Genomic DNA, 23,236 nt, shown 5'->3' on the forward strand with positions numbered 1-23,236 from the left:
GGCGGCGCCGCGACGGTCTGCGCGCCGACGACGACGGCGGCCGCACCCACGGCGAGCCCGCCGAGCATCGCGCGGCGCGACAGCGCGCGGCCCGCGACGTCGCGGAAGTACTCGTTCTCGCTCGTGTTCGGCACGGCGTGCGAGCACGCGTCGGCGCACTTGAGGCGGCACGTCACGGGGCTGCGCTTGCCGCGCGCGTGCGGGGTGAGGGAGAGCAGCGTGCGCTGCTCGGGGGCGGGAGTGGTCGTCATCGGTCGTCTCCACGGAGCTGGGGGGACTCCTCGCTGCCCGAGGAGCTCCCCGCACGCTAGGAACGCTCGATGACGGCTACCCCACCGCCAGGCGACCACCGGGTGAAATCTGGCGGTGAGCTCCAGGTGAGCTCCGGGTGAGCTCTCGCGGTGGGCTCGCGGTGGGCCCGCGGGCTACGCCTGGGACGCCTTGTGCTCGCGGATCGCCTGCGCGGCCTGGGGCAGCACCTCGGCGAGGTCGCCGACGACCGCGAAGTCGGAGATCTCGAACAGCGGGCACTCCGGGTCGTTGTTCACCGCGACGACGACCTGCGCCGCCTGCATGCCGCCCCGGTGATGCGGGGCGCCGGACACGCCCGCGCCGATGTACAGGCGCGGCGCGACGGTCACGCCCGTCTGGCCGACGAACTGGTCGTGCCATCCCTCGTAGACCGCGTCGCGCGTCGCGCCGACCGCGGCACCGAGGGCGTCGGCGAGCTCGACGACGGGACCGAAGTCGCCGTTCGTGCCGCGCCCGCCCGTCACGACGATCGACGCCTCGCCGAGCGCGGGGCGCCCGGTGCCGGACGTCTCGTGCGCGGTGCGCGACACGACCCGGGCCGCCCTCGCGGCGGCGGTGACCTCGACGCCGAACCCGACGACCTCCGTCGCGACCGCCTCGGGCGCCGGCTCCGGCGCGACCGCGTTCGCGCGCACGGTCAGGACGGCGAGGTCCGTCGTCACGGCGCTGCGCACCTCCCACGAGCCCGCGAAGACGCGCTTGTCCGCGACGAGGTGCGTGCCGTCGTCGTGCAGGTCGGACGCGTCGATCACGAGACCCGCGCCCGTGAGGAACGCGAGCCGCGCCGCGGCCTCCTTGGTGGGGAACGACGACGTGAGCAGGACGGCGTCGGCGCCGGTCGTGCGCGCGGCGGCGGCGAGCGCCTCGGCGACGACGGGCGTGAGGTGCAGGGCGTCACCGGTCACGACGTGGCCGTCGGCCGACGGCTCGGCCTGGCGGACCGTCTCGACGCCGTACGCGCCGAGCTGGGCGAGCACCTCGAGGCTGGGCGCCTCGAGGGCCACGGCCTCGACGCGCCCGACCCGGCGCGCGAGCGTGAGGAGCTCGAGCGCGGGCGAGCGCAGCTCGGTGGCGGGGGTGTCGAGCAGGACGAGGACGGTGCGGTTTCCGACGCTCCCGGGGGTCGTTCCGGGGGTCGTCTCGGGGGTCACGGTCACGGTCGCGTCCTCTCAGACCAGGTCGTTGCGGATGAGGTACTCGGCGAGCGCGCGCCCGCCCTCGCCCTTGTCGACGACGATCTCGACCTCGGGGCGCGGCGGCCGCGGCGACGCGTCGAGCACGCGGGTGCGCGCGCCCGCGTCGCCCACCTGCGCCGGGTCGACGCCCACGTCGGCGAGGCTCCAGGCCTCCACCGGCTTGGTGCGCGCGGCCATGATGAGCTTGAAGTTCGGGAAGCGGGGCTCGTTCGCGTGGTCGGTCACGCTGACGACCGCGGGCAGCGGCGCCTCGAGCACCTCCTCGACGCCGTCGAGCTCGCGGGTGACGCGCGCGGCGCGGGCGCCGGGCTCTCCCGTGAGCTCGAGCCGGCCCGCGAGCGTGAGCTGTGGCAGGCCGAGCTCGGCGGACAGCAGCGCGGGCACCACGGAACCGAGGCCGTCGAGCGCCGCCATCCCCGTGACGACGAGGTCGACGGGGCTCTCCTCGGCGAGGCGCCGCACCGCGGCGGCGAGCACGCGCGCGGTGCCGAAGTAGTCGGAGCCGGCGATCGCGTCGTCGCTCACGCGCACGCCGCGGTCGACGCCGAGCTGGAACGCCTTCTTCACCGCAGCGTCCGCGTCGGGCCCGGCGACCGTCACGACGACGACCTCGCTCGCCGCGCGCTCGTCGTCCGGCAGCGTCTCCACGAGCCGCAGGGCCGCCTCGACCGCGTTCTCGTCGAGCTCGTTGAGCGTCCCCTCGTCGGGCCGGCGCACGACGCGCCCGCCCTCGAAGCCCCGGTCGGCGTGGATGTCCGGGACGTACTTGACGGCGACGACGATCCGCATCGGGCTCGCTCCCTGTGCTGGCGGTCGGTGGACGGGGTACTCGGACGTGCGGTGGACCGGGTGCCATGCTCCCGGCCTGCTCAGGGCAGCGTACCGGCGGGCCCGCGCGACCGGGTCGGTGAGTCCGGCCACAATGGGACGGTGCACGTCTCGCCCGTCCCCTCGGAACCGGACCGCTCCGCGGACCCCGACGGCCTCCGCGTCGACCGGCACGCGCCCCTGCCGCGGCTCGGGGTCCACCTCGCCGGCGACGGTGTCGACGTCGCGGTGCTCGCGACGCACGCGAGCGCCGTCGAGCTGTGCCTCGTGGACACCGTCGACGGCGTCGAGGGCGACGGGCCGGAGCGCTTCCGCGAGCGCCGCGTCGCGCTGACGGGCCCCGCGTACGGCGTGTGGACCGCGCACGTGCCGGGCGTGCGCGCCGGACAGCGGTACGGGTTCCGCGTCCACGGTCCGTGGGACCCGGCCGCCGGGCTGCGGCACAACCCGGCCAAGCTGCTCGTCGACCCGTACGCGCGCGGACTCGTGGGCGAGCTCGTCGACGACCCGGCGATCCGCGGCCACGCCGGGGCGGACCCGTACGGGCCCGCCGACGGGCGCGACTCGCTGCCGTTCGTGCCGCACTCCGTCGTGGTGCCGGAGCCGGGCGGCCCGCTCGCGCCGCGCCCGCGCGTCCCGTGGTCGAGGACGGTCGTCTACGAGGCGCACGTGCGCGGCCTCACGCAGCGCCTCGAGGCGCTGCCCGAGCACCTGCGGGGCACGTACGCGGGCCTCGCACACCCCGTGACGATCGCGCACCTGCGAGCGCTCGGCGTCACGACGCTCGAGCTCCTGCCGATCCACGCCAACGTGCCCGAGCCGCACCTGCTCGCGAGCGGGCGCACCAACTACTGGGGCTACTCCACGCTGGGGTTCTTCGCGCCGCACGCCGCGTACGCGACCCGCGCCGCGCAGGAGGCGGGCCCAGAGGCCGTGCTCGACGAGGTGCGCGGGATGGTGCACCTGCTGCACGAGGCGGGGATCGAGGTGCTGCTCGACGTGGTGTACAACCACACCTGCGAGGGCGGCGCGGACGGCTTCCACCTGTCGTGGCGGGGCCTCGACAACCCGCTGTACTACCTGCACGACGGCGGGACGCCCGCCCGGCTCGCGGACGTCACCGGGACGGGCAACACGCTGGACTTCCGCCGCCCGGCCGTCATCCGCGCGGCGCTGGACTCGCTGCGGTACTGGGCGCAGGTGGTGGGCGTCGACGGGTTCCGGTTCGACCTCGCCGTGACGCTCGCGCGCGGCGCCGGCGGGTTCGACGCGCACCACCCGTTCCTCGTCGCGCTGCAGACCGACCCGGTGCTGTGCGGGCTCAAGCTCGTCGCCGAGCCGTGGGACGTGGGGCCCGGCGGGTGGCGCACGGGACAGTTCCCCCCGCCGCTCGCCGAGTGGAACGACCGCTTCCGCGACGCGGTGCGCCAGTTCTGGCTCGCCGACGCGCGCGAGGCCTCGCACGGGCGGACCGGCCACGGCGTGCGGGACCTCGCGACCCGCCTCGCCGGGTCCGCGGACGTCTTCGGGCACAGCGACCCGCCGCTCCTGCGCGGACCGGTCGCGTCGGTGAGCTACGTGACTGCCCACGACGGCTTCACGCTCGCCGACCTCGTCGCCTACGACCACAAGCACAACCTCGCCAACGGCGAGGGGAACCGGGACGGTACGGACAACAACCGGTCGTGGAACCACGGGCTCGAGGGGCCGGTCGGTGCCGCGGGTGCCGTGGCCCCGGACGGCCTCGCGCAGCCCGGCGTGGAGCCCGGCGTGGAGCCCGGCGTGGAGATCGCCCCGCTGCGCCGCCGCTCGATCCGCAACGTCCTCGCGACCCTGCTGCTGGCCGCCGGGACGCCCATGATCACCGCGGGCGACGAGATGGGACGCACGCAGCGCGGCAACAACAACGCGTACGTGGCCGACGACGAGACGTCGTGGGTCTCGTGGGACCTGTCGCCGTGGCGCAAGGACCTGCTCGCGACCGCCCAGCACCTGCTCGCCCTGCGCCGAGAGCACGCCGCCCTGCGCCCGGACACCTTCTTCACCGGGCGGCCCCGGCCGGGTGCGCCGGACGGCGTGCCGGACCTCGCGTGGTTCGACGCCGCCGGTGCGCCCGTCGACCACGCGACGTGGCACGACGCCCGGGTGCGCACGCTGCAGATGCTGCGCACGACGCCCGGTCCGGGCGAGAGCGACGTGCTCGTGGTGCTCGCCGGCGGGCTCGACCCCGTCGAGGTCACGCTGCCGGGCGTGCGCACCGCCGCGGGCGGCGCGCCCGAGCGGTGGTCGCTCGCGTGGGACTCGGCGTGGGAGCACCCGGGCGACCGCGCGGGCCTCGACGTCGACGGCCACGCCCGGCCGGGCGACGTCGTCGTGCTCGAGCCGCTGAACCTGCGGGTCTACGTCTCGCCCGTCTCCCCCGTCATCTCCCCCGACGTCTCCCCCGTCGCGGCGACGTAGCGGCCGCTCGCCCGCCGCGCCCTCCCGCTCCCGGGCGGGTGTGCCCTAGTCTTCGCGCATGAGTGACTCCGATCACAGCGAGGTGACCGGTCCTGCGGAGGTCGTCGTCGTCGGGGCGGGCCTGGCCGGGCTCGTCGCCGCGACCGAGCTCACCGCGGCGGGGCGCCGCGTCGTCCTGCTCGACCAGGAGCCGGCGGCGAGCCTCGGCGGCCAGGCGTGGTGGTCCTTCGGCGGCCTGTTCCTCGTCGACTCGCCCGAGCAGCGCCGCATGGGCGTGCGCGACTCCGCCGAGCTCGCGCTCGACGACTGGCTCGGCTCGGCGCAGTTCGCCCCCGGCGCGGACCGCGGCGAGGGCCCCGACCGCCACGGGTACGCGTGGGCGCGCGCCTTCGTCGACTTCGCCGCCGGCGAGATGCGCCCGTGGCTGCACGCCAAGGGCGTGCGCTGGTTCCCGCTCGTGCAGTGGGCCGAGCGCGGCGGCTACCCGGTGCAGCCCGGGACCGACGGTCAGGTGGGCGCGCACGGCAACTCGGTCCCGCGGTTCCACGTCACGTGGGGCACCGGCCCCGCGGTGCTCGAGCCGTTCGTGCGCGCGGCGCTGGACGCGCGCGCCGAGGGGATGCTCGACGTGCGGTTCCGGCACCGCGTCACGTCGCTCGTCGTGACCGACGGCGCGGTGACGGGCGTGCGCGCCGAGGTGCTCGCGCCGTCGGACGCCGAGCGCGGCGCGCCCTCCTCGCGGGACGTCGTCGGCGAGGTCGAGATCGCCGCGGGCGCGGTCGTCGTGACGTCGGGCGGGATCGGGGCCAACCACGAGCTCGTCGCGTCCCGCTGGCCCGGCTCCGCCGGGCGGCTCCCGGCGCGCATGCTGTCCGGCGTGCCCGACTCGACCGACGGCCTCCTGCTCACCGCCGCGGCCGACGCCGGCGCCGCCCTCGTCCACGAGGACCGCATGTGGCACTACCCCGAGGGCATCGCCAACCACTCCCCTGTGTGGACGAACCACGGCATCCGCATCCTGCCCGGGCCGAGCTCGCTGTGGCTCGACGCCGACGGCAACCGGCTGCCCGCGCCGCTGTTCCCCGGTTTCGACGCGCTCGGCGCGATGCGGCACGTCACCGAGCGCGGCGACGACCACTCCTGGTTCGTGCTCAACAAGGCGATCATGGAGACGGAGTTCGCGCTGTCCGGCTCCGAGCAGAACCCCGACCTCACCGGCAAGGACGTGCGGCTCCTCGCCCAGCGCGTGCTGCCGCGCGCCGTCGGACCGGTCGCGCGCTTCGCCGAGCAGTCGCCCGAGTTCGTGTGGGCCGACACGCCCGCCGAGCTCGCCGCCGGGATGAACGCCCTCACCGAGGCGACCCCCGGGTCGCGCGGCCACGTCGACCCGGACGCGCTCGCGCGCGTGATCCGGCTGCGCGACGAGCAGGTGCGCACCGGGCTCGGCAAGGACCCGCAGGTCGTCGCCACCGCGATGGCGCGCCGCTACCGCGTCGACCGGCTCATCCGCGTCTCCCCGCCCCGGCCCCTCACGACGCCGAAGGACGGGCCGCTGCTCGCCGTCCGGCTCTCGGTCCTCACCCGCAAGACGCTCGGCGGCCTGTGGACCGACACGTCCGGGCGCGTGCTGCGCGCCGACGGCGCCGTCCTGCCCGGCCTCTGGGCCGCCGGCGAGGCGGCGGGCTTCGGCGGCGGCGGCGTGCACGGCCACCGCGCGCTCGAGGGCACGTTCCTCGGCGGGTGCCTGTTCTCCGGCCGCGTTGCCGGGCGCGCGCTCGCGGCCGAGCTCGCCTGACCGTACCGGCCGGGGCGATCGCGAGATAGAGGGTTTCCCGCGAGGTAGAGGGAGATCTCCCTCTACCTCGACGAGAACCCTCTACCTCGCGTTCGCCGGTAGGGTCCCGGCCATGACCGTGCCCGACGACGCGTCCCCGGCCCGCGCGCCCGAGGCCGCCCCGCTCGACGCCGCGGCGTGCGAGCGGTTCTTCCGCCGCAACGGCCTGCCGCTCCTCGTCGAGGGGCACTCGCTGGACCGCGACGTGTTCGGCCGGTCCGCGCCGTTCCTTCTCGTCGTGCTGCTCGCCGAGCTGTCCGGCGCCGTCCGCACGACCTGGCCCGCGTGGGCCAACGTGCTCGCCCTGCTCGGCGGCGCGGTCCTCGTCGGCGCCGCGTACGCGGGGCTCAACGTGCTGCGGGGCCGGCGCTGGTCCACGCTCCCGCAGTCCGTCGGCCTGCCCGAGCTCGCGTTCTTCGTCCTCGCGCCCGCGCTGCCGCCCCTCGTGTTCGGCGGGCGGTGGGACGAGGCGCTGCTCACCGTCGTCGGCAACCTCGTGCTGCTCGGGGTCGTGCGCGTCGTCGTCGGGTACGGCGTGCTGTCGTCGCTGTGGTGGGGCCTCGCGCGCGTCGCCGACGAGCTCGGCGCCTCGCTCCTGCGGCTCGTGCGCCTGCTGCCGCTGCTGCTCGTGTTCTCGCTCGTGCTGTTCTACAACGCCGAGGTCTGGCAGGTCTTCGACCGCACCCACGGCGTTGCCGACCTCGCGCTCGGCGCGTTCTTCCTCCTGCTGATCGTCCTGTTCGTCGCGCTGCGCGTGCCCGGCGAGGCGCGCGAGGCGCTCGCGGACGCCGCCGCCGACGTGCCGGGCAGCGACCGCGCAGCCCGGCTCACACGCCCGCAGGCGGGCAACCTCGCTGCGATGATCGCCACGAGCCAGCTGCTCCAGGTGCTCGTGGTGAGCGCCGGGATGGGCGTGTTCTTCATGGCGCTCGGCACACTGACGGTCACGCCCGAGGTCATGGCGCTGTGGGACGTCGAGGGCGGCACCTGGGAGCGCACGTTCGCCCTCGCCGGCGGCCCCGGCGTCGAGGGGGCCGAGCTCGTCGTCACGCAGACGCTCCTGCGCGTGTCCGTCGCGATCGCGACGTTCACCGGGCTCTACTACGCCATCTCGGTCCAGGTCGACGCGGTCTACCGCGAGGAGTTCGTCGAGGGCATCGGCACCCAGCTGCGCGACGTCCTGCGCACCCGCGCGCGCTACCTCGACCTCCTCGACGCGGCCCCGACCACCCCCGCCGCCACTCCCGCCCCCGCGAGATAGAACCTCCCGTCGCGAGGTAGAGCACGCGGCGTTCTACCTCGCGACCGCTGGTTCTATCTCGGAAGCCCTCCGCCGCGAGGCGGTGGCCAACGCGGACCGGATCCTGCGTACGACGACGTCCGGATCGGCGAGGTCGTCCCACGTCACGCGCAGGACCAGCCACCCGGCCTCCACGAGCGCGTCGTGACGGGCCTTCTCCGCGAGGAGGCGACGCTGCGGGTCGCCGTACTCCCCGCCCGAGTACTTGACCGCGCCGTCGAACTCCGCCGCGACACGGTGAGCCGTCCATGCGAGGTCGAGCCGGAACGCGCCACGCCAGGTCGGCACGGTGACGTTCGGCTCCGGACGAGGAAGGCCGGCCTCGACGGCGATCCACCGCACCACGCTCTCGCCCGGCGACTCGGAGCGACCGTCGGCCTCCGCCAGCACCTGGCGCGCTCGCCGTACCCCACGACCACCGGCGGCCGCCTCGAGGACAATCCCGAGCCGCTCGACGTCCGCCCCGGCCCGCAGACCGGAGTCCGCGACGACGATCCCGCCCACCGGCGGCAGAGAGCGTGCGCAGTCGACGATCGTCCGTTCGAGCGACGTGACCGGCAGACCGCCGACCTTGTCGCGGTCCTCGTCCGCCAACGCCGTCCAGTGCCGCCTGACGCCCGGATCGGCCCGGCGGCGCACCGACGGGTTGCCGAGCTGGGTGACGTGCACCTCGTCGGCGAGCCGCCACGTCCAGAGACCGTGCAGGACGGCAGCGGTCGAGTGACTGAACCAGAAAGCCGTGGTCAGCCGTTCCGCGAGCGCGACGGCGCTCGCGACGACGGCTTCCCGGCGCCGTCCGGCCGGGGACGAGGCCCGGTCCGGGGGGCGCACGTAGACCCCTTGCCGGGCACGGACCAGGTCGCCGCTGCGCAGGGCGGCCGCGATCTCCGCGCGTCGCTCCGGTGAGAACCGGGTGACCGACGGCAGCCATGTGGAGGCCGGCACGTCGCCGGTGCGCTCGACGGACCGACGGGACTGCTGACCCCCCGTCCGGACCGTGCGCTCGTCTGTGCTCATGCGGCTCAGCGTCCCGGAGCACCGGTGCCTCGGCCAGGACCGGGCGCGATCCTGTGGACAACCCGCGACGGCGCCGGAGGGCCCGACGCCGACCCGGAGTCAGCGCGCTGCGTCGCGACGTAGAACTCGCGGTCGCCAGATAGAGCTCCAGGGCTTCTATCTCGCGACCGCGGGTTCTATCTCGCGGCGGACGGGCGCCCCGCGGTGGAACCTCAGGCGTTGGCGACGAGGCCGAGCTCGGCCGCGCTGGGCAGGCCGGCGTGCTTGGGCACGATCCGCACCGTGTAGCCGAACGGGCCGGAGGCCTCGAGCACGACGTCGCCCGCGAACGCGTGGCGGCCGGCCTCGTACGTCTCGGCGAGGGCGAGCGGCTGCGTCGTGAACTCCTCGATGACGTCGGCCTCGGTGACGCGCCCGTGCACGACCTGCACCTCGACGTCGTCGGGGCTGAGCTCCCCGAGCGACACGTACGCGCGCACGGTGAGCCGGTCGCCGACCTGCGGGACCTCGCCGATGCCGCTGGAGTCGACGTGGTCGACGCGCACGCGCGACCAGCCGTCGCGCACCGTCCGCTTCCAGCGCGCGAGCTCGCGGGCGGGCTCGAGACCGTCGGCGGCGAGCGCGCGCCCGGCCGCGGCCGCCGGCGCGTAGAGCCGCGTCACGTACTCGGCGACCATGCGCGTCGCCTGCACCTTGGGCCCGAGGGTCGCGAGCGTGTGCCGGACCATCGCAAGCCAGCGGCCGGGCACGCCGTCGTCGGTGCGGTCGTAGAACCGGGGCGCGACCTGGTGCTCGACGAGCTCGTAGAGCGCGGCGGCCTCGAGGTCGTCGCGCCGGTCGGGGTCGTCGACACCGTCGGCGGTGGGGATGGCCCAGCCGTTCTCGCCGTCGAACCACTCGTCCCACCACCCGTCGAGGATCGACAGGTTGAGGCCGCCGTTGAGCGCGGACTTCATGCCCGACGTGCCAGACGCCTCGAGCGGGCGCAGCGGGTTGTTGAGCCAGACGTCGCAGCCCGGGTAGAGGGACTGCGCCATGCCGATGTCGTAGTTCGGCAGGAAGACGATGCGGTGGCGCACCTCGGGGTCGTCGGTGAAGCGCACGAGCTGCTGGATGAGCCGCTTGCCCTGGTCGTCGGCTGGGTGCGACTTGCCCGCGACGACGAGCTGGACGGGGCGCTCCGGGTGCAGCAGCAGCGCCTTGAGCCGCTGGGGATCGCGCAGCATGAGCGTGAGGCGCTTGTACGTGGGCACGCGGCGCGCGAACCCGATGGTGAGCACGTCGGGCGAGAGCACCTCGTCGATCCAGCCGAGCTCGGCGGGGCTCGCCCCGCGCTCGCGCCACGACCGGCGCAGGCGGCGGCGCGCCTCGTCGACGAGACGTCCGCGCATCTCGCGGCGCAGCGCCCAGAGCTCGGCGTCGCTCACCGCCGGGCCGTCGCCGGAGCCCTCGGTGCGCAACCAGCCCGACGACGCGCCGTCGGCCGTGAGCTCGTCGAGCCCGAGCCGCTCGGACTGCAGGACGGCGAACGCCGGGTCGACCCACGTGGGCGAGTGGACGCCGTTCGTCACGGACGTGATCGGCACCTCGCGAGCGTCGAAGCCCGGCCACAGCCCCTCGAACATGCCGCGCGACACCTCGCCGTGCAGCAGCGAGACGCCGTTCGCCCGGCCGCCGAGCCGCAGGCCCATGACGGCCATGTTGAACACCGTGGGGTCGCCGCCGTCGTAGTCCTCGGCGCCGAGCGCGAGCACGCGCTCCTCGGGCAGGCCCTCCACGGCCATGTCGCCGCCGAAGTACTGCGCGACGAGGTCCCGGCCGAACCGGTCGATGCCGGCGGGCACGGGCGTGTGCGTGGTGAACACCGTCGCGGCGCGCACGGCCTCGAGCGCCTCGTCGAACGTCAGGCCGCCCTCGACGAGCTCGCGGATGCGCTCGACGCCCAGGAACCCGGCGTGCCCCTCGTTGGTGTGGTAGACCTCGGGCGCCGGGGCGCCGGTGAGGCGTGACCACAGGCGCAGCGCGCGCACGCCGCCGACGCCGAGCAGCAGCTCCTGCTGCAGGCGGTGCTCGCCGCCCCCGCCGTAGAGCCGGTCGGTGACCTTGCGCGCGGCCTCGTCGTTGCCGGGCACGTTCGAGTCGAGCAGGAGCAGCGGCACGCGGCCGACCGCGGCGACCCACACGTGCGCGTGCAGCGCCCGGCCGCCCGGCAGGGCCAGCGACACGCGCGCCGGGGTGCCGTCGTCCTCGCGCAGCAGCGTCAGCGGCAGGCCGTCCGGGTCGAGCAGCGGGTAGGTCTCGACCTGCCAGGCGTCGCGCGTGAGCGACTGGCGGAAGTACCCGGCGCCGTACAGCAGCCCGACGCCGACGATCGGCACGCCGAGGTCGCTCGCGCTCTTGAGGTGGTCGCCCGCGAGGATGCCGAGACCGCCGGAGTACTGCGGCAGCACGGACGTGATGCCGAACTCCGGGGAGAAGTACGCGATCGCCGCGGGGAGCGCGGCGTCGCCGTCGGCGCCCTGCGCCGCCCGCTGCTGGTACCACAGGTCGTCCTGGAGGTAGTGGCGCAGGTCGTCCGCGGCGGCGCGCACGCGCTCGACGAACGCGGCGTCGGCGGCGAGCGCGGCGAGGCGGTCCGGGCCCAGCGCGCCGAGCAGCGCGACCGGGTCCCGGTGCACCGCCGACCACAGCTCCGGGTCGATCCCCGCGAACAGGTCGCGAGTCGGCGCGTGCCACGACCAGCGCAGGTTGTGGGCCAGCTCGTCGAGGTCGCGCAGCGCGGCCGGCAGGAGGGTGCGGACGGTGAAACGTCGGATCGCTCTCACGGGGACGAGCGTACGCAGCCGCGCGCCGCACCACACGCGTGCAGCACCACACCGGTGTAACGCCTGCGTGAACATTCACCCCGGCCGGTCTCCCGATCGCACGCCACGACCCCTCCCCAGGTGCCTGGCCCCCGGAGGCATCGATACGTTGTGCTCGTGACGTCGACCCCACCGGCCAGCGCCCCCCACCGCCCTCCGTCGCCCACCCCGGCCGCGCCCATCGGCCGCATCCCCGTCATCGAGGTCTCGCCCGTCGTCGAGGGCGGACGCTGGCCGGCGAAGGCCGTCGTCGGCGAGATGGTCCCCGTCGAGGCGACCGTCTTCCGCGAGGGCCACGACGCCGTCGCCGCGACGGCCGTCCTCGTCGCGCCCGACGGGTCCGAGCGCACGGCCCGCATGGTCGACGTCGCGCCCGGGCTCGACCGGTTCCGCGCGACCCTCCACCCCGACACGACGGGCGACTGGTCGCTGCGCGTCGAGGCCTGGAGCGACCCGTACGGGACGTGGGCGCACGACGCGACGGTGAAGATCGAGGCGGGCGTCGACGTCGACCTCATGCTCGCCGAGGGCGTGCGGCTCTTCGAGCGCATCCTCGCCGACGACGTCGCGCGCGGCCCCGCCGACGCCCGCGTCCTCGCCGACGCCGAGGCGGCGCTCGCCGACGCCGCCCGCCCCGCGCCGGTCCGGCTGGCCGCCGCCACGTCGGACGAGGTCCGCGCCGCCCTCGGGCGCGCGCCCCTGCGCGACCACGTGACGGCGTCGGCCACGTACCCGCTGCGCGTCGACCGCCCGCTCGCGCTCGCAGGCGCGTGGTACGAGATGTTCCCGCGGTCGGAGGGCGCGCGCCGCCTCAAGGACGGCCGCTGGCGCTCGGGCACGTTCACGTCGGCGGCGCGACGCCTGCCCGCGATCGCGGCGATGGGCTTCGACGTCGTCTACCTGACGCCCGTCCACCCCATCGGCACGACCCACCGCAAGGGTCGCAACAACTCCCTCACGGCCCTGCCGGGCGACCCGGGCAGCCCGTACGCGATCGGCTCCGCGGACGGCGGCCACGACGCCATCCACCCCGAGCTGGGCAGCGAGCGCACGTTCAAGGCGTTCGTCAAGGAGGCCCGGCGCAACGGGCTCGAGGTAGCGATCGACCTCGCGCTGCAGTGCTCCCCCGACCACCCGTGGGTCACCGAGCACCCCGAGTGGTTCACGACGCGCGTCGACGGCTCGATCGCCTACGCCGAGAACCCGCCGAAGAAGTACCAGGACATCTACCCGCTCAACTTCGACAACGACCCCGAGGGCATCTACGCCGAGGTCCTGCGCGTCGTGCGCGTGTGGATCGCGCGCGGCGTGACCGCGTTCCGCGTCGACAACCCGCACACCAAGCCGCTCGACTTCTGGGAGTGGCTGCTCGCGGAGGTGCGGCGCACGAACCCCGAGGTGATCTTCCTGTCGGAGGCGTTCACCAAGCCCGCGATGATGCACACGCTCGCGCGCATCGGGTTCCACCAGTCGTACACGTACTTCACGTGGCGCAACACGCGCGAAGAGCTCGCGGAGTACCTCGAAGAGGTCTCCGGGCCCGCCGGGAGCTACATGCGCCCGTCGTTCTGGCCGACGACGCACGACATCCTCCCCCCGTACCTGCAGCACGGCGGCGTGGCCGGGTTCGCGGTCCGCGCGGTGCTCGCGGCCCTCGGGTCGCCCACCTGGGGGATCTACTCCGGCTACGAGCTCGTGGAGAACGTGCCGCGCCCCGGCGTCGAGGAGCAGATCGACAACGAGAAGTACGAGTACCGGCCGCGCGACTGGGCGCTCGCGGACGACATCGGCATCGCGACGCTGCTCACGCGCCTCAACGAGGTGCGCCGCGACCACCCCGCGCTGCGCCAGCTGCGCAACCTCACCGTCCACCCCACGACCAACGACCAGGTGCTCGCGTTCTCGCGCCACCTGCCGGCCGAGCACTCCCCCACGGGCGTGGCGGACACGGTGCTCGTCGTCGTCAACCTCGACCCGCACTCCCCGCAGGAGTCGACCGTGCACCTCGACCTCGCCGCGCTCGGCCTGCCGCAGCCGCCCGCGGGCCACGACCCGTGGACCCCGTCGTTCGTCGTGCACGACGAGCTGTCCGGCGAGAGCTACGGCTGGGGCCAGGAGGCGTACGTGCGCCTCGAGCCGTGGCACCAGGTGGCGCACGTCCTGCACGTGGGGCCCGCATGACGACGCCGTCCGCCGCGCCGCGCGGCGTCGCCGCCGGCCCCGCGCCCGTGCCGCCGATCACGGCCCCCGTGCCGATCGCCGCGCTGCCGCCGCGCCGGCAGCCGGCGCCGGCCGCCGACTCGCGCCCCGGGCTGTCCGACGACCCCGAGTGGTACCGCACCGCGGTGTTCTACGAGGTCATCATCCGGGCGTTCTCCGACTCCGACGGCACCGGGACGGGCGACCTGCGCGGGCTCATCGACCGGCTCGACTACCTCCAGTGGCTCGGCATCGACGCCCTCTGGCTGCCGCCGTTCTACCCCTCGCCGATGCGCGACGGCGGGTACGACGTCGCCGACTACACGGCGATCGCCCCGCAGTTCGGGTCGACGTCGGACTTCGCCGAGCTCGTGAGCGAGGCGCACGCGCGCGGCATCCGCGTCGTCATCGACCTCGTGATGAACCACACGAGCGACCAGCACCCGTGGTTCCAGGCGTCGCGCGCCGACCCGGAGGGCCCGTACGGCGACTTCTACGTGTGGAGCGACGACGACTCGCGCTACCCCGACGCGCGCATCATCTTCGTCGACACGGAGACGTCGAACTGGACGTTCGACCCCGTGCGGCGCCAGTTCTTCTGGCACCGGTTCTTCTCCCACCAGCCGGACCTCAACTTCGAGAACCCGCGGGTCGCTGACGCCATGCTCGACGTCGCGCGGTTCTGGCTGCAGATGGGCGTGGACGGGTTCCGGCTCGACGCGGTGCCCTACCTGTACGAGGAGGAGGGCACGAACTGCGAGAACCTCCCGCGCACGCACGAGTTCCTGCGCCGCGTCCGCAAGATGGTCGACACGGAGTTCCCCGGCCGCATCCTGCTGGCCGAGGCGAACCAGTGGCCGCGCGAGGTCGTGGACTACTTCGGCACCGAGGAGGAGCCGGAGTGCCACATGTGCTTCCACTTCCCCGTCATGCCGCGCATCTTCTACGCGATCCGGGACCAGCGGGCGAACCAGCTCCTCGAGATCCTCGCGGACACCCCGGAGATCCCGCGCGGCGGGCAGTGGAGCACGTTCCTGCGCAACCACGACGAGCTGACGCTCGAGATGGTCTCCACCGAGGAGCGCGCGTCCATGTACGGGTGGTACGCGCAGGACCCGCGCATGCGCGCGAACGTCGGCATCCGGCGCCGGCTCGCGACGCTGCTCGACAACTCGCGCAAGGAGGTCGAGCTCGCGCACGCCCTCCTGCTGTCGCTGCCGGGCAGCCCGTGCCTGTACTACGGCGACGAGATCGGCATGGGCGACAACATCTGGCTGCCCGACCGCGACGCCGTGCGCACCCCCATGCAGTGGACGCCGGACCGCAACGCGGGCTTCTCCACCGCGGACCCGGGCAAGCTCTACCTGCCGCTCGTCCAGTCCCTCGTGCACCACTACGGGTACGTCAACGTCGAGGCGCAGCTCGAGCAGTCGACGTCGCTCCTGCACTGGGTGCACGGCATGCTCAAGGTGCGCCGTCGCCACCCCGGCTTCGGCACGGGCGACTTCGTGGCCCTCGAGTGCGACAACGAGTCGATCATCGCGTTCCTGCGCCGCACGCCCACCGAGACGCTGCTGTGCGCGGCGAACCTGTCGGCGACGGCGCGGTCCGCGACGATCCGGCTCCCCGACCACGCGGGGTCGGCGCTGCTCGACGTGTTCGGCGGTGCGCAGTTCCCGCGCGTGGGCGAGGACGGCGAGGTCGTGATGACATGGGGCTCGCGCGACTTCTACTGGCTGGTGGTCGCGCCACCGTCCGAGGACGACTGACGCACCGGGGCGGACGGCCGGACGAGACGGGAGCGACCAGGTGACGGCACGGCGCACGAGCACTCCCACCCCCGACCTGCTCGCGCTCCTCGACGCCTGGTTGCCCGCGCGGCGCTGGTACCCCGTCAAGGGCGTCGCGGTGCGCCACGAGCCGTGGCTGTCGTTCGCGCTCGACGTCCCGTCGCCGCTGCCGCCCGGCACCGGCGACGTCCCGGCGGGCGCGCGCGTCGACCTGCACCTCGTGCGCCTCGTCGGCGAGGGCGTGGACCTCGTCGTCCAGGTCCCCCTCGTGCTGGTCCCCGTCGACAGGCCCGAGGGGGGTGCCGCGTCCGCTCCCGCGCCCGACGACGCCCCCGGCCCCGGTCCCTCGCGGATCGGCGAGGTCGTGCAGGACGGCGCCCCGTGGGTCGTGCACGACGGCGCGGCGCACCCGCTGTGCTGGGCCGCGCTCCTCGCGGCGTCCGCGTGGGACTCCCCCGGTGCCGACGCGCGCGTGGACCTCACCGACGGGCGCGCGCTGTCCGTCGAGCAGTCGAACAGCTCGGTCCTGCTGCCCGCGACGGCGGGCGGGACGATGCTCAAGGTGCTGCGCGCCATCGCGATCGGCCCGAACCCGGACGTCACGATCCCGCGCGCGCTCGCGCACCAGGGCTGGACCGGCGTCCCGCGCCCGCTCGCGTGGCTCGAGGTCACGTGGGACGCGGCGGACGACCCGGGCCCCGCCCCGTCCGACCGGTCCGCGCACCTCGCGATCCTCGGCGAGTTCGTCGAGGGCGCGCGCGACGGGTTCGACCTCGCGTGCTCCTACGCGGGCCAGGACGCCTCCTTCGCTGAGCTCGCGGCCGACCTCGGGCGCGTCCTCGCCGACCTGCACGCCGCGCTGCGCGACGCGTTCGGCGTCTGGCGCCCCGTCGACGCGCAGTGGCTCGTCGACGACCTGCGCCGCCGGTCCGACGAGGCCGTCGCGTCCTCGCGCGCGCTCGCCCGGCGGGCCGGCTGCATCGCGGCGTTCTGGGACCGGACGGCCGAGCGCCTGGCCGCCGTCGCGCACGTCCCCGACGCGCTGCCGCGCCTGCAGACCGTGCACGGCGACCTCCACCTCGGGCAGGTGCTGCACGCGCGCCGGTTCGGGTGGAAGGTGCTCGACTTCGAGGGCGAGCCGCTGCGCCCCGTCGCCGAGCGCACCCGGCCCGACCTCGCCCTGCGCGACGTCGCGGGCGTCGTCCGGTCGTTCGACTACGCCGCCGCCGTCGGGAACGCCCCGAGCGCCGGCTGGGCCGTCCAGGCGCGCACCGCGTTCCTCGACGCCTACGAGCGCGCCGACACCGCCGGCGTCGACCGCGCGACGTCGGAGACGCTCGTGCGCGCCCTCACGCTCGACAAGGCGCTCTACGAGGTCGTGTACGAGTCGCGCAACCGGCCCGACTGGGAGCCCATCCCGCTCGCGGCCGTCGACCGGCTGCTCGCCGGCGCCGGCTGACCGGCTGACCGGCTGACCGGCTGACGGCGACTCCGCACGGGCCGACGCCCCGGCGTCCACGGGCTCGTCATGTGGGCGGCGCGCAGTCGTGGAATGGTTGCCCCATGACCGGGCCGGACACCTCCCCCACCCCCCTCCCCGTCGCCGTGCAGGCCGAGGCGCTGGCCGCGGCCGCCGCCGGACGCACCTTCGACCCGCACGCCGTCCTCGGCCCGCACCTGGCCCCCGACCCCGACGACGCGCGCGCCGTCGTGCGGGTCCTGCGGCCCCTCGCGGACGAGGTCGTCGTCGTCACCACCGACGGCGAGCACCCCGCGACCCACGAGCAGGACGGCGTGTGGGCGGCCGTCGTGCCCGTGCCCGTGGACGACGACGGCGCGCGCCACGCGCCCGACTACCGCGTGCGCGCCCGCTACGGCGAGAACGTCGCCACGACCGACGACCCGTACCGCTTCCTGCCCACGCTCGGCGAGGTCGACCAGCACCTCCTCCGCGAAGGACGTCACGAGGAGCTGTGGCGCGTCCTCGGCGCCAACGTGCGCACGTACCCGAGCGTGCTCGGCGACACCACCGGCACCGCGTTCGCCGTGTGGGCGCCGAACGCGCGCGCCGTGCGCGTCATCGGCGACTTCAACGGCTGGGGCGGCACCCACCCCATGCGCTCCCTCGGGTCCAGCGGCGTGTGGGAGCTGTTCGTCCCCGGCGTGCGCGGCGGCGAGCGGTACAAGTACGAGATCCTCGGCCCCGACGGGTCGTGGCGGCAGAAGGCCGACCCGCTCGCCAAGAGCGCCGAGGTGCCGCCCGCGACGGCCAGCGTCGTCGTCGAGTCCACGTACGCGTGGGAGGACGACGCGTGGCTCGCCGAGCGCGCGGCGAGCGACCCGCACGGCGGCCCGGTGAGCATCTACGAGGTGCACCTCGGCTCGTGGCGGCAGGGCCTGTCGTACCGTGACCTCGCCGAGCAGCTCACGGAGTACGTCGTCGAACAGGGCTTCACGCACGTCGAGCTCCTGCCCGTCGCCGAGCACCCGTTCGGCGGTTCGTGGGGCTACCAGGTCACCGGCTACTACGCGCCCACCTCACGGTTCGGCCACCCCGACGAGCTGCGCCACCTCGTCGACGCCCTCCACGCCGCCGGGGTCGGCGTCATCGTCGACTGGGTGCCCGCCCACTTCCCCCGCGACGAGTGGGCGCTCGCCCGCTTCGACGGCACCCCGCTCTACGAGCACGCGGACCCGCTGCGCGGCGAGCAGCCCGACTGGGGCACCTACGTCTTCGACTTCGGCCGCAACGAGGTCCGCAACTTCCTCGTCGCCAACGCCACCTACTGGTTCGAGGAGTTCCACGTCGACGCGCTGCGCGTCGACGCCGTCGCCTCGATGCTCTACCTCGACTACTCCCGCGGGCCCGGCCAGTGGCACCCCAACGTGCACGGCGGGCGCGAGAACCTCGAGGCCATCTCGTTCCTCCAGGAGGCCAACGCCACCGCCTACCGGCGCACCCCCGGCGTCATGATGATCGCCGAGGAGTCCACCGCCTGGCCCGGCGTCACGCGCCCCACGTCCTCGGGCGGGCTCGGGTTCGGGCTCAAGTGGAACATGGGCTGGATGAACGACTCCCTGCGCTACGTCGCCGAGGAGCCCATCAACCGGCGCTACCACCACCACGAGATTACCTTCTCCATGGTGTACGCCTACTCCGAGCAGTTCGTCCTGCCCATCAGCCACGACGAGGTCGTGCACGGCAAGGGCTCGCTCTACGGCAAGATGCCCGGCGACGACTGGCAGAAGCGCGCCGGCGTGCGCTCCTTCCTCGCCTACCAGTGGGCCCACCCCGGCAAGCAGCTGCTCTTCATGGGCAGCGAGATCGGGCAGCACACCGAGTGGAACGAGGGCCGCTCGCTCGACTGGGACGGTCTCGCGACCGACCCCGGCCGCGCCGGCGTCCAGCGCACCGTCCGCGACCTCAACGCCCTCTACCGCGCGACCCCCGCCCTCTGGGAGCTCGACCACGACCCCGCCGGGTTCGAGTGGCTCGACGCCGACGACGCCGACCACAACGTCCTCGCCTTCCTGCGGCGCGGCCGCGACGGCAGCCAGGTCGCCGTCGTCGTGAACTTCGCCGGGACGCCGCACGAGGGCTACCGGCTCGCCCTGCCGTCGGACGGCGCGTGGCGCGAGGTGCTCAACACCGACGCCGAGACCTACGGCGGGTCCGGCGTCGGGAACCTCGGCGAGGTGCAGGCGGAGGCGGTGCCGTGGAAGGGACGCGCGCACTCCGTCGAGCTGCGCGTGCCGCCGCTCGGGGCGCTGTACCTCGTGCCGGCGTAGTCCGCCTTTCTTGCTCGCCCTGGGTGGTGGGTCGGCTGCTCGCTCACCCTGGGTGGTGGGTGGGGTGGGGGCGCCGGGTCTACCATCCGCCGCTCGTGCCTCGCGGCTCCCGCCAGGCCCGCCACGACCCGGCGCCCCCACCCCTCCCACCGGTGTCACGTCGCCTTCCGCTCCGCCTCCCAGGACGACGGCGTCCGGCTTCTGCGGTTCCAGCGGTCTCGTGGGACGACGGCGGCCCGGTCACCTCGGGAGGTGACCGGGCCGCCGTCGTGCTGTGCCGCGCGGGGTGCGGGGGTCAGTACAGGCTGATCGCGAGGCGCTGGCGGGCCTTGCCGACGCGGGGGTCGGTCGGGCCGACGACCTCGAAGTAGTCGAGGAGGCGCACGCGCAGCTTCTCCTTGCCGTCCGCGTCCGCGCCCGGCAGGAGGTCGAGCAGGCGCCCGAGGGCGTCGTCGACCTTGCCGCCGAGAAGGTCGAGGTCGGCCACCGCGAGCTGGGCGTCGACGTCGGTCGGGGCGTCCGCGGCCGCGGCACGGACCGTCGCGAGGTCCGCGCCGCGCGTGCGCTGCAGGAGCCGGACCTGCGCGAGCCCCGCGACGGCGAGCGCGTCCTTCGGGTCCTGCTTGATCGCCGTCGTGTACGCCGCGACCGCGGCGTCGAGGTCGTCGCGCTCGATCGCGTCGTACGCCTCCTGGTGCAGCGGCGGGAGCTCGGGCTCGGGCTCCGCAGCCGGTGCCGCGGCGTCCGGGGACGTGCCGTCGGCGCCCTGGGCCGGGGCGCGCCCGGTGACGCCGTTCGCCTCGGCCGCCTGCAGCACCTGGTCGAGGACCGCGCGCACCTGCTCCGCCGGGGCGGCGCCCTGGAACAGCGGCACCGGCTGGCCCTGCAGCACGGCGACGACCGTGGGGACGCCCTGCACCTGGAACGCCGCGGCGATCTGGGGGTACGTCTGCGCGTCGACGCGCGCGAGGAGGAACCGGCCCGCGTACTCGTCGGCGAGGGCCCCGAGCTCCGTGCCGAGCTGGGCGTTCGCCTGGTCGGTCGGGATCCAGAGCAGCACCACGATCGGGTACTGCGTCGAGTCCTGGACCAGCTGCGGGAACGTCTCGTCGGTGACGTCGACGACGTACCCGCCGGCCGCGGGAGCGCCGCCCTCCTGCCCCGGCGGGGGCGCCTGCGGACGGGTCAGCGCGGAGAGGTCGACCGCTCCGCGCACGTCGAACGTCGGCTGGGTGGGTTCGCTCATGGGTGCATCCTACGGAGCGTCAGGAGTTCGCGATCGACGTCGCGACGTGCTCCGTCCCGAGCACCCGGACCTGCTCCTCCGACCCCGCCGGCGGCACGTACATCGCGACGACGTCGACGTAGCCGACCTTGAGCACGTTCGACGCCTGGGTCGAGCCGAACAGCGCCTTCTCGGTCTCGGTCGACGGCGGGACGACCGCGCCCTCCTCCGCCGACATGGTCTCGGCCGACGTCATCGCGCCGACGACGAGCGCGCCGCCGTCGGCGGTCCGCACCGCCCGGACGGGCTCGTCCGGGTTCGGCGTGAAGGTCAGGGAGTAGGAGCCCGCCGCGGGCGCGAGGGCGTCGTTCCACAGCTTCGCCCGCTCCGCGAGCAGCGAGCGGAACGAGTCGTCCGGGAACGTGCCGGCGAAGCTCGACGACGCGCCCACGTTGAGGACATCCGCGTACTGCGCGATCGCGTCCGCCGGCGAGACGATGAGCGAGTCGTCGTCCGGGGCGACGGCCTCGCTGCCGAGGGTGGGCGCCGCGAAGCTGGGCAGGGTCGTGCTCGGGAACAACCGCACCCAGCCCCACAGCTCGTACTGCTCGCGGGGCCCGGCCTGCTCGTACACCGTCAGCCGCGGGGACTGCAGGCTCTCCGGCTGGACGCTCACGGCGTACGACGTGCGCGGCCAGTCCTGCGTCGTCGGGATGACGACCTGCTGCACGTCGGTCGGCAGCTCGGTCACGAGGTCGGCGTTGCCCCGCGTCTTGGCGACGGACAGCTGGCTCGTGCGGATCGCGAGCGCCGGGCCCGTGAGCCGCCCCTCGAGCAGCGCGGGGTCGTTGGCGGCCCCGGCCTCCTCGAGCGCGCCACCGACGGCGGCGAGCACCTCGGCCTCCTGGCTCTCGTCCAGCACGGGCGGCGGGGTCGCGGGGCTCTCGTCGGGCTCGGGCGTGGGCAGGGGCGCCGCGCACCCCGCGAGGAGGACGACGCCCGCGGCGGCTGCGACCGCGCCGAGGCGAGCCCGGCGCGGGCGGAGGGCGGAGCGGTGGGTCGGGCTCATCGGGTGCTGTCCTTCGTCTCGTCCGTCTCGTCGCGCGGCGTCCCGGACTCCGACGTCCCGGCGCTGAAGCCCCAGGCGCGTCGCCAGGCGTCCGCGCGAGTCGTGGCGCTGTCCTGCTCGGTCGGGTGCGCGGTCGTCGGGTCCACGACCGGCTGCGCGGCCGTCTTCGGCCGCTTGTCTCGCGGCACGACGGGGATCTGGCCCGTCAGCCACGCACGGCGGGGCTTCTGCGGACGCCCCGGCTGGGCCGCCAGGCGCTCCGCCTCCTCGCGCTCGCGCAGCTGGCGGCGCGTGAGCGTGCGCACCTCGGCGGTGTCCGCCGGCGGCTCCTCGGCCCGGTCCGGGGTGCCGGACGCCGTACGGGCCCGCTCGGCGTCGCCGCCCCCGGCCGGAGCCACGACGGGCGTCGCGCCGGTCTCCCCGCGCCGCCCGGACGTCTTGCGCCGCCCCGGCCGCAGGCTCGCGGCGCCGATGCCCAGCCCGAGCAGGATCAGCACGATCCCGCCGATCACGCCGGGCCACAGGTACGGCGTCTCGACCTCGCGCGGCCACGACAGCTCGAGCGTCGGCGCGGCCGCGCCCTCCCCCACGCCGGCGGCGAGGAGCTGCCAGCGGCCGGGCTGGTCGGACCAGCGCAGCGACACGGAGCCCGCGCCGGACGCCTCGGCGACCCACATGTCGGAGCCCGCGGGGTCGATCCCGACGGCCGCGGTCTCCTCGGTGTCCGCCGGCGCCTCGGTCTCCTCGGCGGGCGTCTCGGTGCCCTCGGCGGGTGCCTCGTCCTCGGCGGCCTCCTCGGGCGTCACCTGGGTCGTGGCGAGCCGGTCCCAGTCGGCGAGGCCGGTCACGGCGCCGTGCGGGTCCTGCCCGACCCAGCCGGTGACGTCGACCTCCCGGCCGATCGCCAGGGTCACCTCCTGCTCGCCGGGCGCGGTCGCGCGGATCGTGACGTCCGCGTCCACGAGGTCGAGCACGCCCGGCTCGGTGACGAGCATCGTCCCGTCGCCCGTGAACGCGGTGGTCGCCGTGACCGTGTCGCTGTCCCGCCACACCGTGGCTGACGCGACGCCGAGGCCGACGGCCACGAGCCCCGCCACGAGCAGGACCGCGGCGATGATTCGTTGCAGCACCGAGCTTCCCTTCGTCGATCGACGTTCCAGGATAGGTGCCAAAGCGCCGACGGATCGAGTGCGGGGCCGCGTGCGCAGATCCTCACCAAGTGTTCACGCCACGGCCTCGCACCCGTCCCACCGCGACGCGCCGGGTGATCCAATCCGGGTATTCAGGGCACCCGACGGCACGTATCCTGGGTGGATCGAACAGGGCCGCGGCGCGACCGTCGCCCTCCGACCA

General features: G+C 74.9%; 15 protein-coding genes. 7 read left to right on the plus strand and 8 right to left on the minus strand.

The genetic code is table 11. From position 1 onward, the window contains the following. The 3 genes from JZ5iCDA_RS02775 to JZ5iCDA_RS02785 form a co-directional block, all read right to left on the minus strand. The coding region (locus tag JZ5iCDA_RS02775) for a twin-arginine translocation signal domain-containing protein (protein WP_139122929.1) at window positions 1–251 on the minus strand (251 nt) is incomplete at its 3' end. Between the two features lie 174 nt (window positions 252–425). Then, window positions 426–1,463 carry an electron transfer flavoprotein subunit alpha/FixB family protein gene (locus JZ5iCDA_RS02780; RefSeq protein WP_069385761.1) on the minus strand — a complete coding sequence of 346 codons (1,038 nt, stop codon included), beginning with the start codon at window positions 1,461–1,463 and terminating at the stop codon, window positions 426–428. 18 nt (window positions 1,464–1,481) lie between these two features. Beyond that, complete coding sequence (locus JZ5iCDA_RS02785; protein WP_069385742.1) at window positions 1,482–2,297, minus strand: electron transfer flavoprotein subunit beta/FixA family protein; 816 nt, start codon at window positions 2,295–2,297, stop codon at window positions 1,482–1,484. 219 nt (window positions 2,298–2,516) lie between these two features. Here JZ5iCDA_RS02785 and glgX point away from each other — a divergent pair, with 219 nt between their 5' ends. The 3 genes from glgX to JZ5iCDA_RS02800 all read left to right on the plus strand — a co-directional run bounded on the left by glgX (window position 2,517) and on the right by JZ5iCDA_RS02800 (window position 7,891). Continuing rightward, window positions 2,517–4,796, plus strand: coding sequence for a glycogen debranching protein GlgX (gene glgX, locus JZ5iCDA_RS02790; RefSeq protein ID WP_069385762.1), 2,280 nt, complete (start codon window positions 2,517–2,519; stop codon window positions 4,794–4,796). A 58-nt stretch (window positions 4,797–4,854) separates the two neighbouring features. Next, window positions 4,855–6,591 (plus strand): FAD-binding dehydrogenase, encoded by a 1,737-nt coding sequence (locus tag JZ5iCDA_RS02795; protein WP_069385743.1) that lies wholly within the window; start codon window positions 4,855–4,857, stop codon window positions 6,589–6,591. Between the two features lie 112 nt (window positions 6,592–6,703). Then, window positions 6,704–7,891 (plus strand): hypothetical protein, encoded by a 1,188-nt coding sequence (locus JZ5iCDA_RS02800; protein WP_083259594.1) that lies wholly within the window; start codon window positions 6,704–6,706, stop codon window positions 7,889–7,891. 33 nt (window positions 7,892–7,924) lie between these two features. On the opposite strand, the gene JZ5iCDA_RS18715 is transcribed toward JZ5iCDA_RS02800, so the two are convergent. Both JZ5iCDA_RS18715 and glgP read right to left on the minus strand, forming a co-directional pair. Continuing rightward, window positions 7,925–8,947 carry a hypothetical protein gene (locus JZ5iCDA_RS18715; RefSeq protein ID WP_069385744.1) on the minus strand — a complete coding sequence of 341 codons (1,023 nt, stop codon included), beginning with the start codon at window positions 8,945–8,947 and terminating at the stop codon, window positions 7,925–7,927. A 212-nt stretch (window positions 8,948–9,159) separates the two neighbouring features. Next, window positions 9,160–11,772: an alpha-glucan family phosphorylase gene (gene glgP, locus JZ5iCDA_RS02810; RefSeq protein WP_069385764.1), complete on the minus strand. Its 2,613-nt coding sequence runs from the start codon at window positions 11,770–11,772 to the stop codon at window positions 9,160–9,162. A gap of 156 nt (window positions 11,773–11,928) precedes the next feature. Here glgP and JZ5iCDA_RS02815 point away from each other — a divergent pair, with 156 nt between their 5' ends. From JZ5iCDA_RS02815 to glgB, 4 genes are all read left to right on the plus strand, one after another. Then, on the plus strand, window positions 11,929–13,992 hold the full coding sequence (locus JZ5iCDA_RS02815; RefSeq protein WP_069385765.1) for an alpha-1,4-glucan--maltose-1-phosphate maltosyltransferase: 2,064 nt from the start codon (window positions 11,929–11,931) through the stop codon (window positions 13,990–13,992). Continuing rightward, window positions 13,989–15,779 (plus strand): maltose alpha-D-glucosyltransferase, encoded by a 1,791-nt coding sequence (treS, locus tag JZ5iCDA_RS02820; protein ID WP_069385745.1) that lies wholly within the window; start codon window positions 13,989–13,991, stop codon window positions 15,777–15,779. Before JZ5iCDA_RS02815 ends, treS begins: the two co-directional genes overlap by 4 nt. Window positions 15,780–15,819: 40 nt before the next feature. Continuing rightward, on the plus strand, window positions 15,820–17,259 hold the full coding sequence (locus tag JZ5iCDA_RS02825; RefSeq protein ID WP_069385746.1) for a hypothetical protein: 1,440 nt from the start codon (window positions 15,820–15,822) through the stop codon (window positions 17,257–17,259). A gap of 104 nt (window positions 17,260–17,363) precedes the next feature. After that, a complete protein-coding gene (gene glgB, locus JZ5iCDA_RS02830; protein WP_069385747.1) occupies window positions 17,364–19,589 on the plus strand; it encodes a 1,4-alpha-glucan branching protein GlgB in 2,226 nt (741 codons plus the stop codon). A gap of 295 nt (window positions 19,590–19,884) precedes the next feature. On the opposite strand, the gene JZ5iCDA_RS02835 is transcribed toward glgB, so the two are convergent. The 3 genes from JZ5iCDA_RS02835 to JZ5iCDA_RS02845 are packed head-to-tail and all read right to left on the minus strand — an operon-like array spanning window position 19,885 to window position 23,013. Next, complete coding sequence (locus tag JZ5iCDA_RS02835; RefSeq protein ID WP_069385748.1) at window positions 19,885–20,835, minus strand: tetratricopeptide repeat protein; 951 nt, start codon at window positions 20,833–20,835, stop codon at window positions 19,885–19,887. Between the two features lie 19 nt (window positions 20,836–20,854). Continuing rightward, a complete protein-coding gene (locus JZ5iCDA_RS02840; protein ID WP_069385749.1) occupies window positions 20,855–21,883 on the minus strand; it encodes a hypothetical protein in 1,029 nt (342 codons plus the stop codon). Next, complete coding sequence (locus JZ5iCDA_RS02845) at window positions 21,880–23,013, minus strand: hypothetical protein (protein WP_069385750.1); 1,134 nt, start codon at window positions 23,011–23,013, stop codon at window positions 21,880–21,882. Before JZ5iCDA_RS02845 ends, JZ5iCDA_RS02840 begins: the two co-directional genes overlap by 4 nt. Window positions 23,014–23,236: the final 223 nt, after the last annotated feature.

The sequence above is a fragment of the Cellulosimicrobium cellulans genome (assembly GCF_001722485.1).
GTDB lineage: Bacteria > Actinomycetota > Actinomycetes > Actinomycetales > Cellulomonadaceae > Cellulosimicrobium > Cellulosimicrobium cellulans_A.

What these genes read in the sequence shown, in the direction of transcription:
- JZ5iCDA_RS02785 (WP_069385742.1), bottom strand. Translation starts at nt 2,297, where the DNA reads ATGCGGATCGTCGTCGCCGTCAAGTACGTCCCGGACATCCACGCCGAC.
- JZ5iCDA_RS02795 (WP_069385743.1), top strand. Translation starts at nt 4,855, where the DNA reads ATGAGTGACTCCGATCACAGCGAGGTGACCGGTCCTGCGGAGGTCGTC.
- JZ5iCDA_RS02800 (WP_083259594.1), top strand. Translation starts at nt 6,704, where the DNA reads ATGACCGTGCCCGACGACGCGTCCCCGGCCCGCGCGCCCGAGGCCGCC.
- JZ5iCDA_RS18715 (WP_069385744.1), bottom strand. Translation starts at nt 8,947, where the DNA reads ATGAGCACAGACGAGCGCACGGTCCGGACGGGGGGTCAGCAGTCCCGT.
- treS (WP_069385745.1), top strand. Translation starts at nt 13,989, where the DNA reads ATGACGACGCCGTCCGCCGCGCCGCGCGGCGTCGCCGCCGGCCCCGCG.
- glgB (WP_069385747.1), top strand. Translation starts at nt 17,364, where the DNA reads ATGACCGGGCCGGACACCTCCCCCACCCCCCTCCCCGTCGCCGTGCAG.
- JZ5iCDA_RS02835 (WP_069385748.1), bottom strand. Translation starts at nt 20,835, where the DNA reads ATGAGCGAACCCACCCAGCCGACGTTCGACGTGCGCGGAGCGGTCGAC.
- JZ5iCDA_RS02840 (WP_069385749.1), bottom strand. Translation starts at nt 21,883, where the DNA reads ATGAGCCCGACCCACCGCTCCGCCCTCCGCCCGCGCCGGGCTCGCCTC.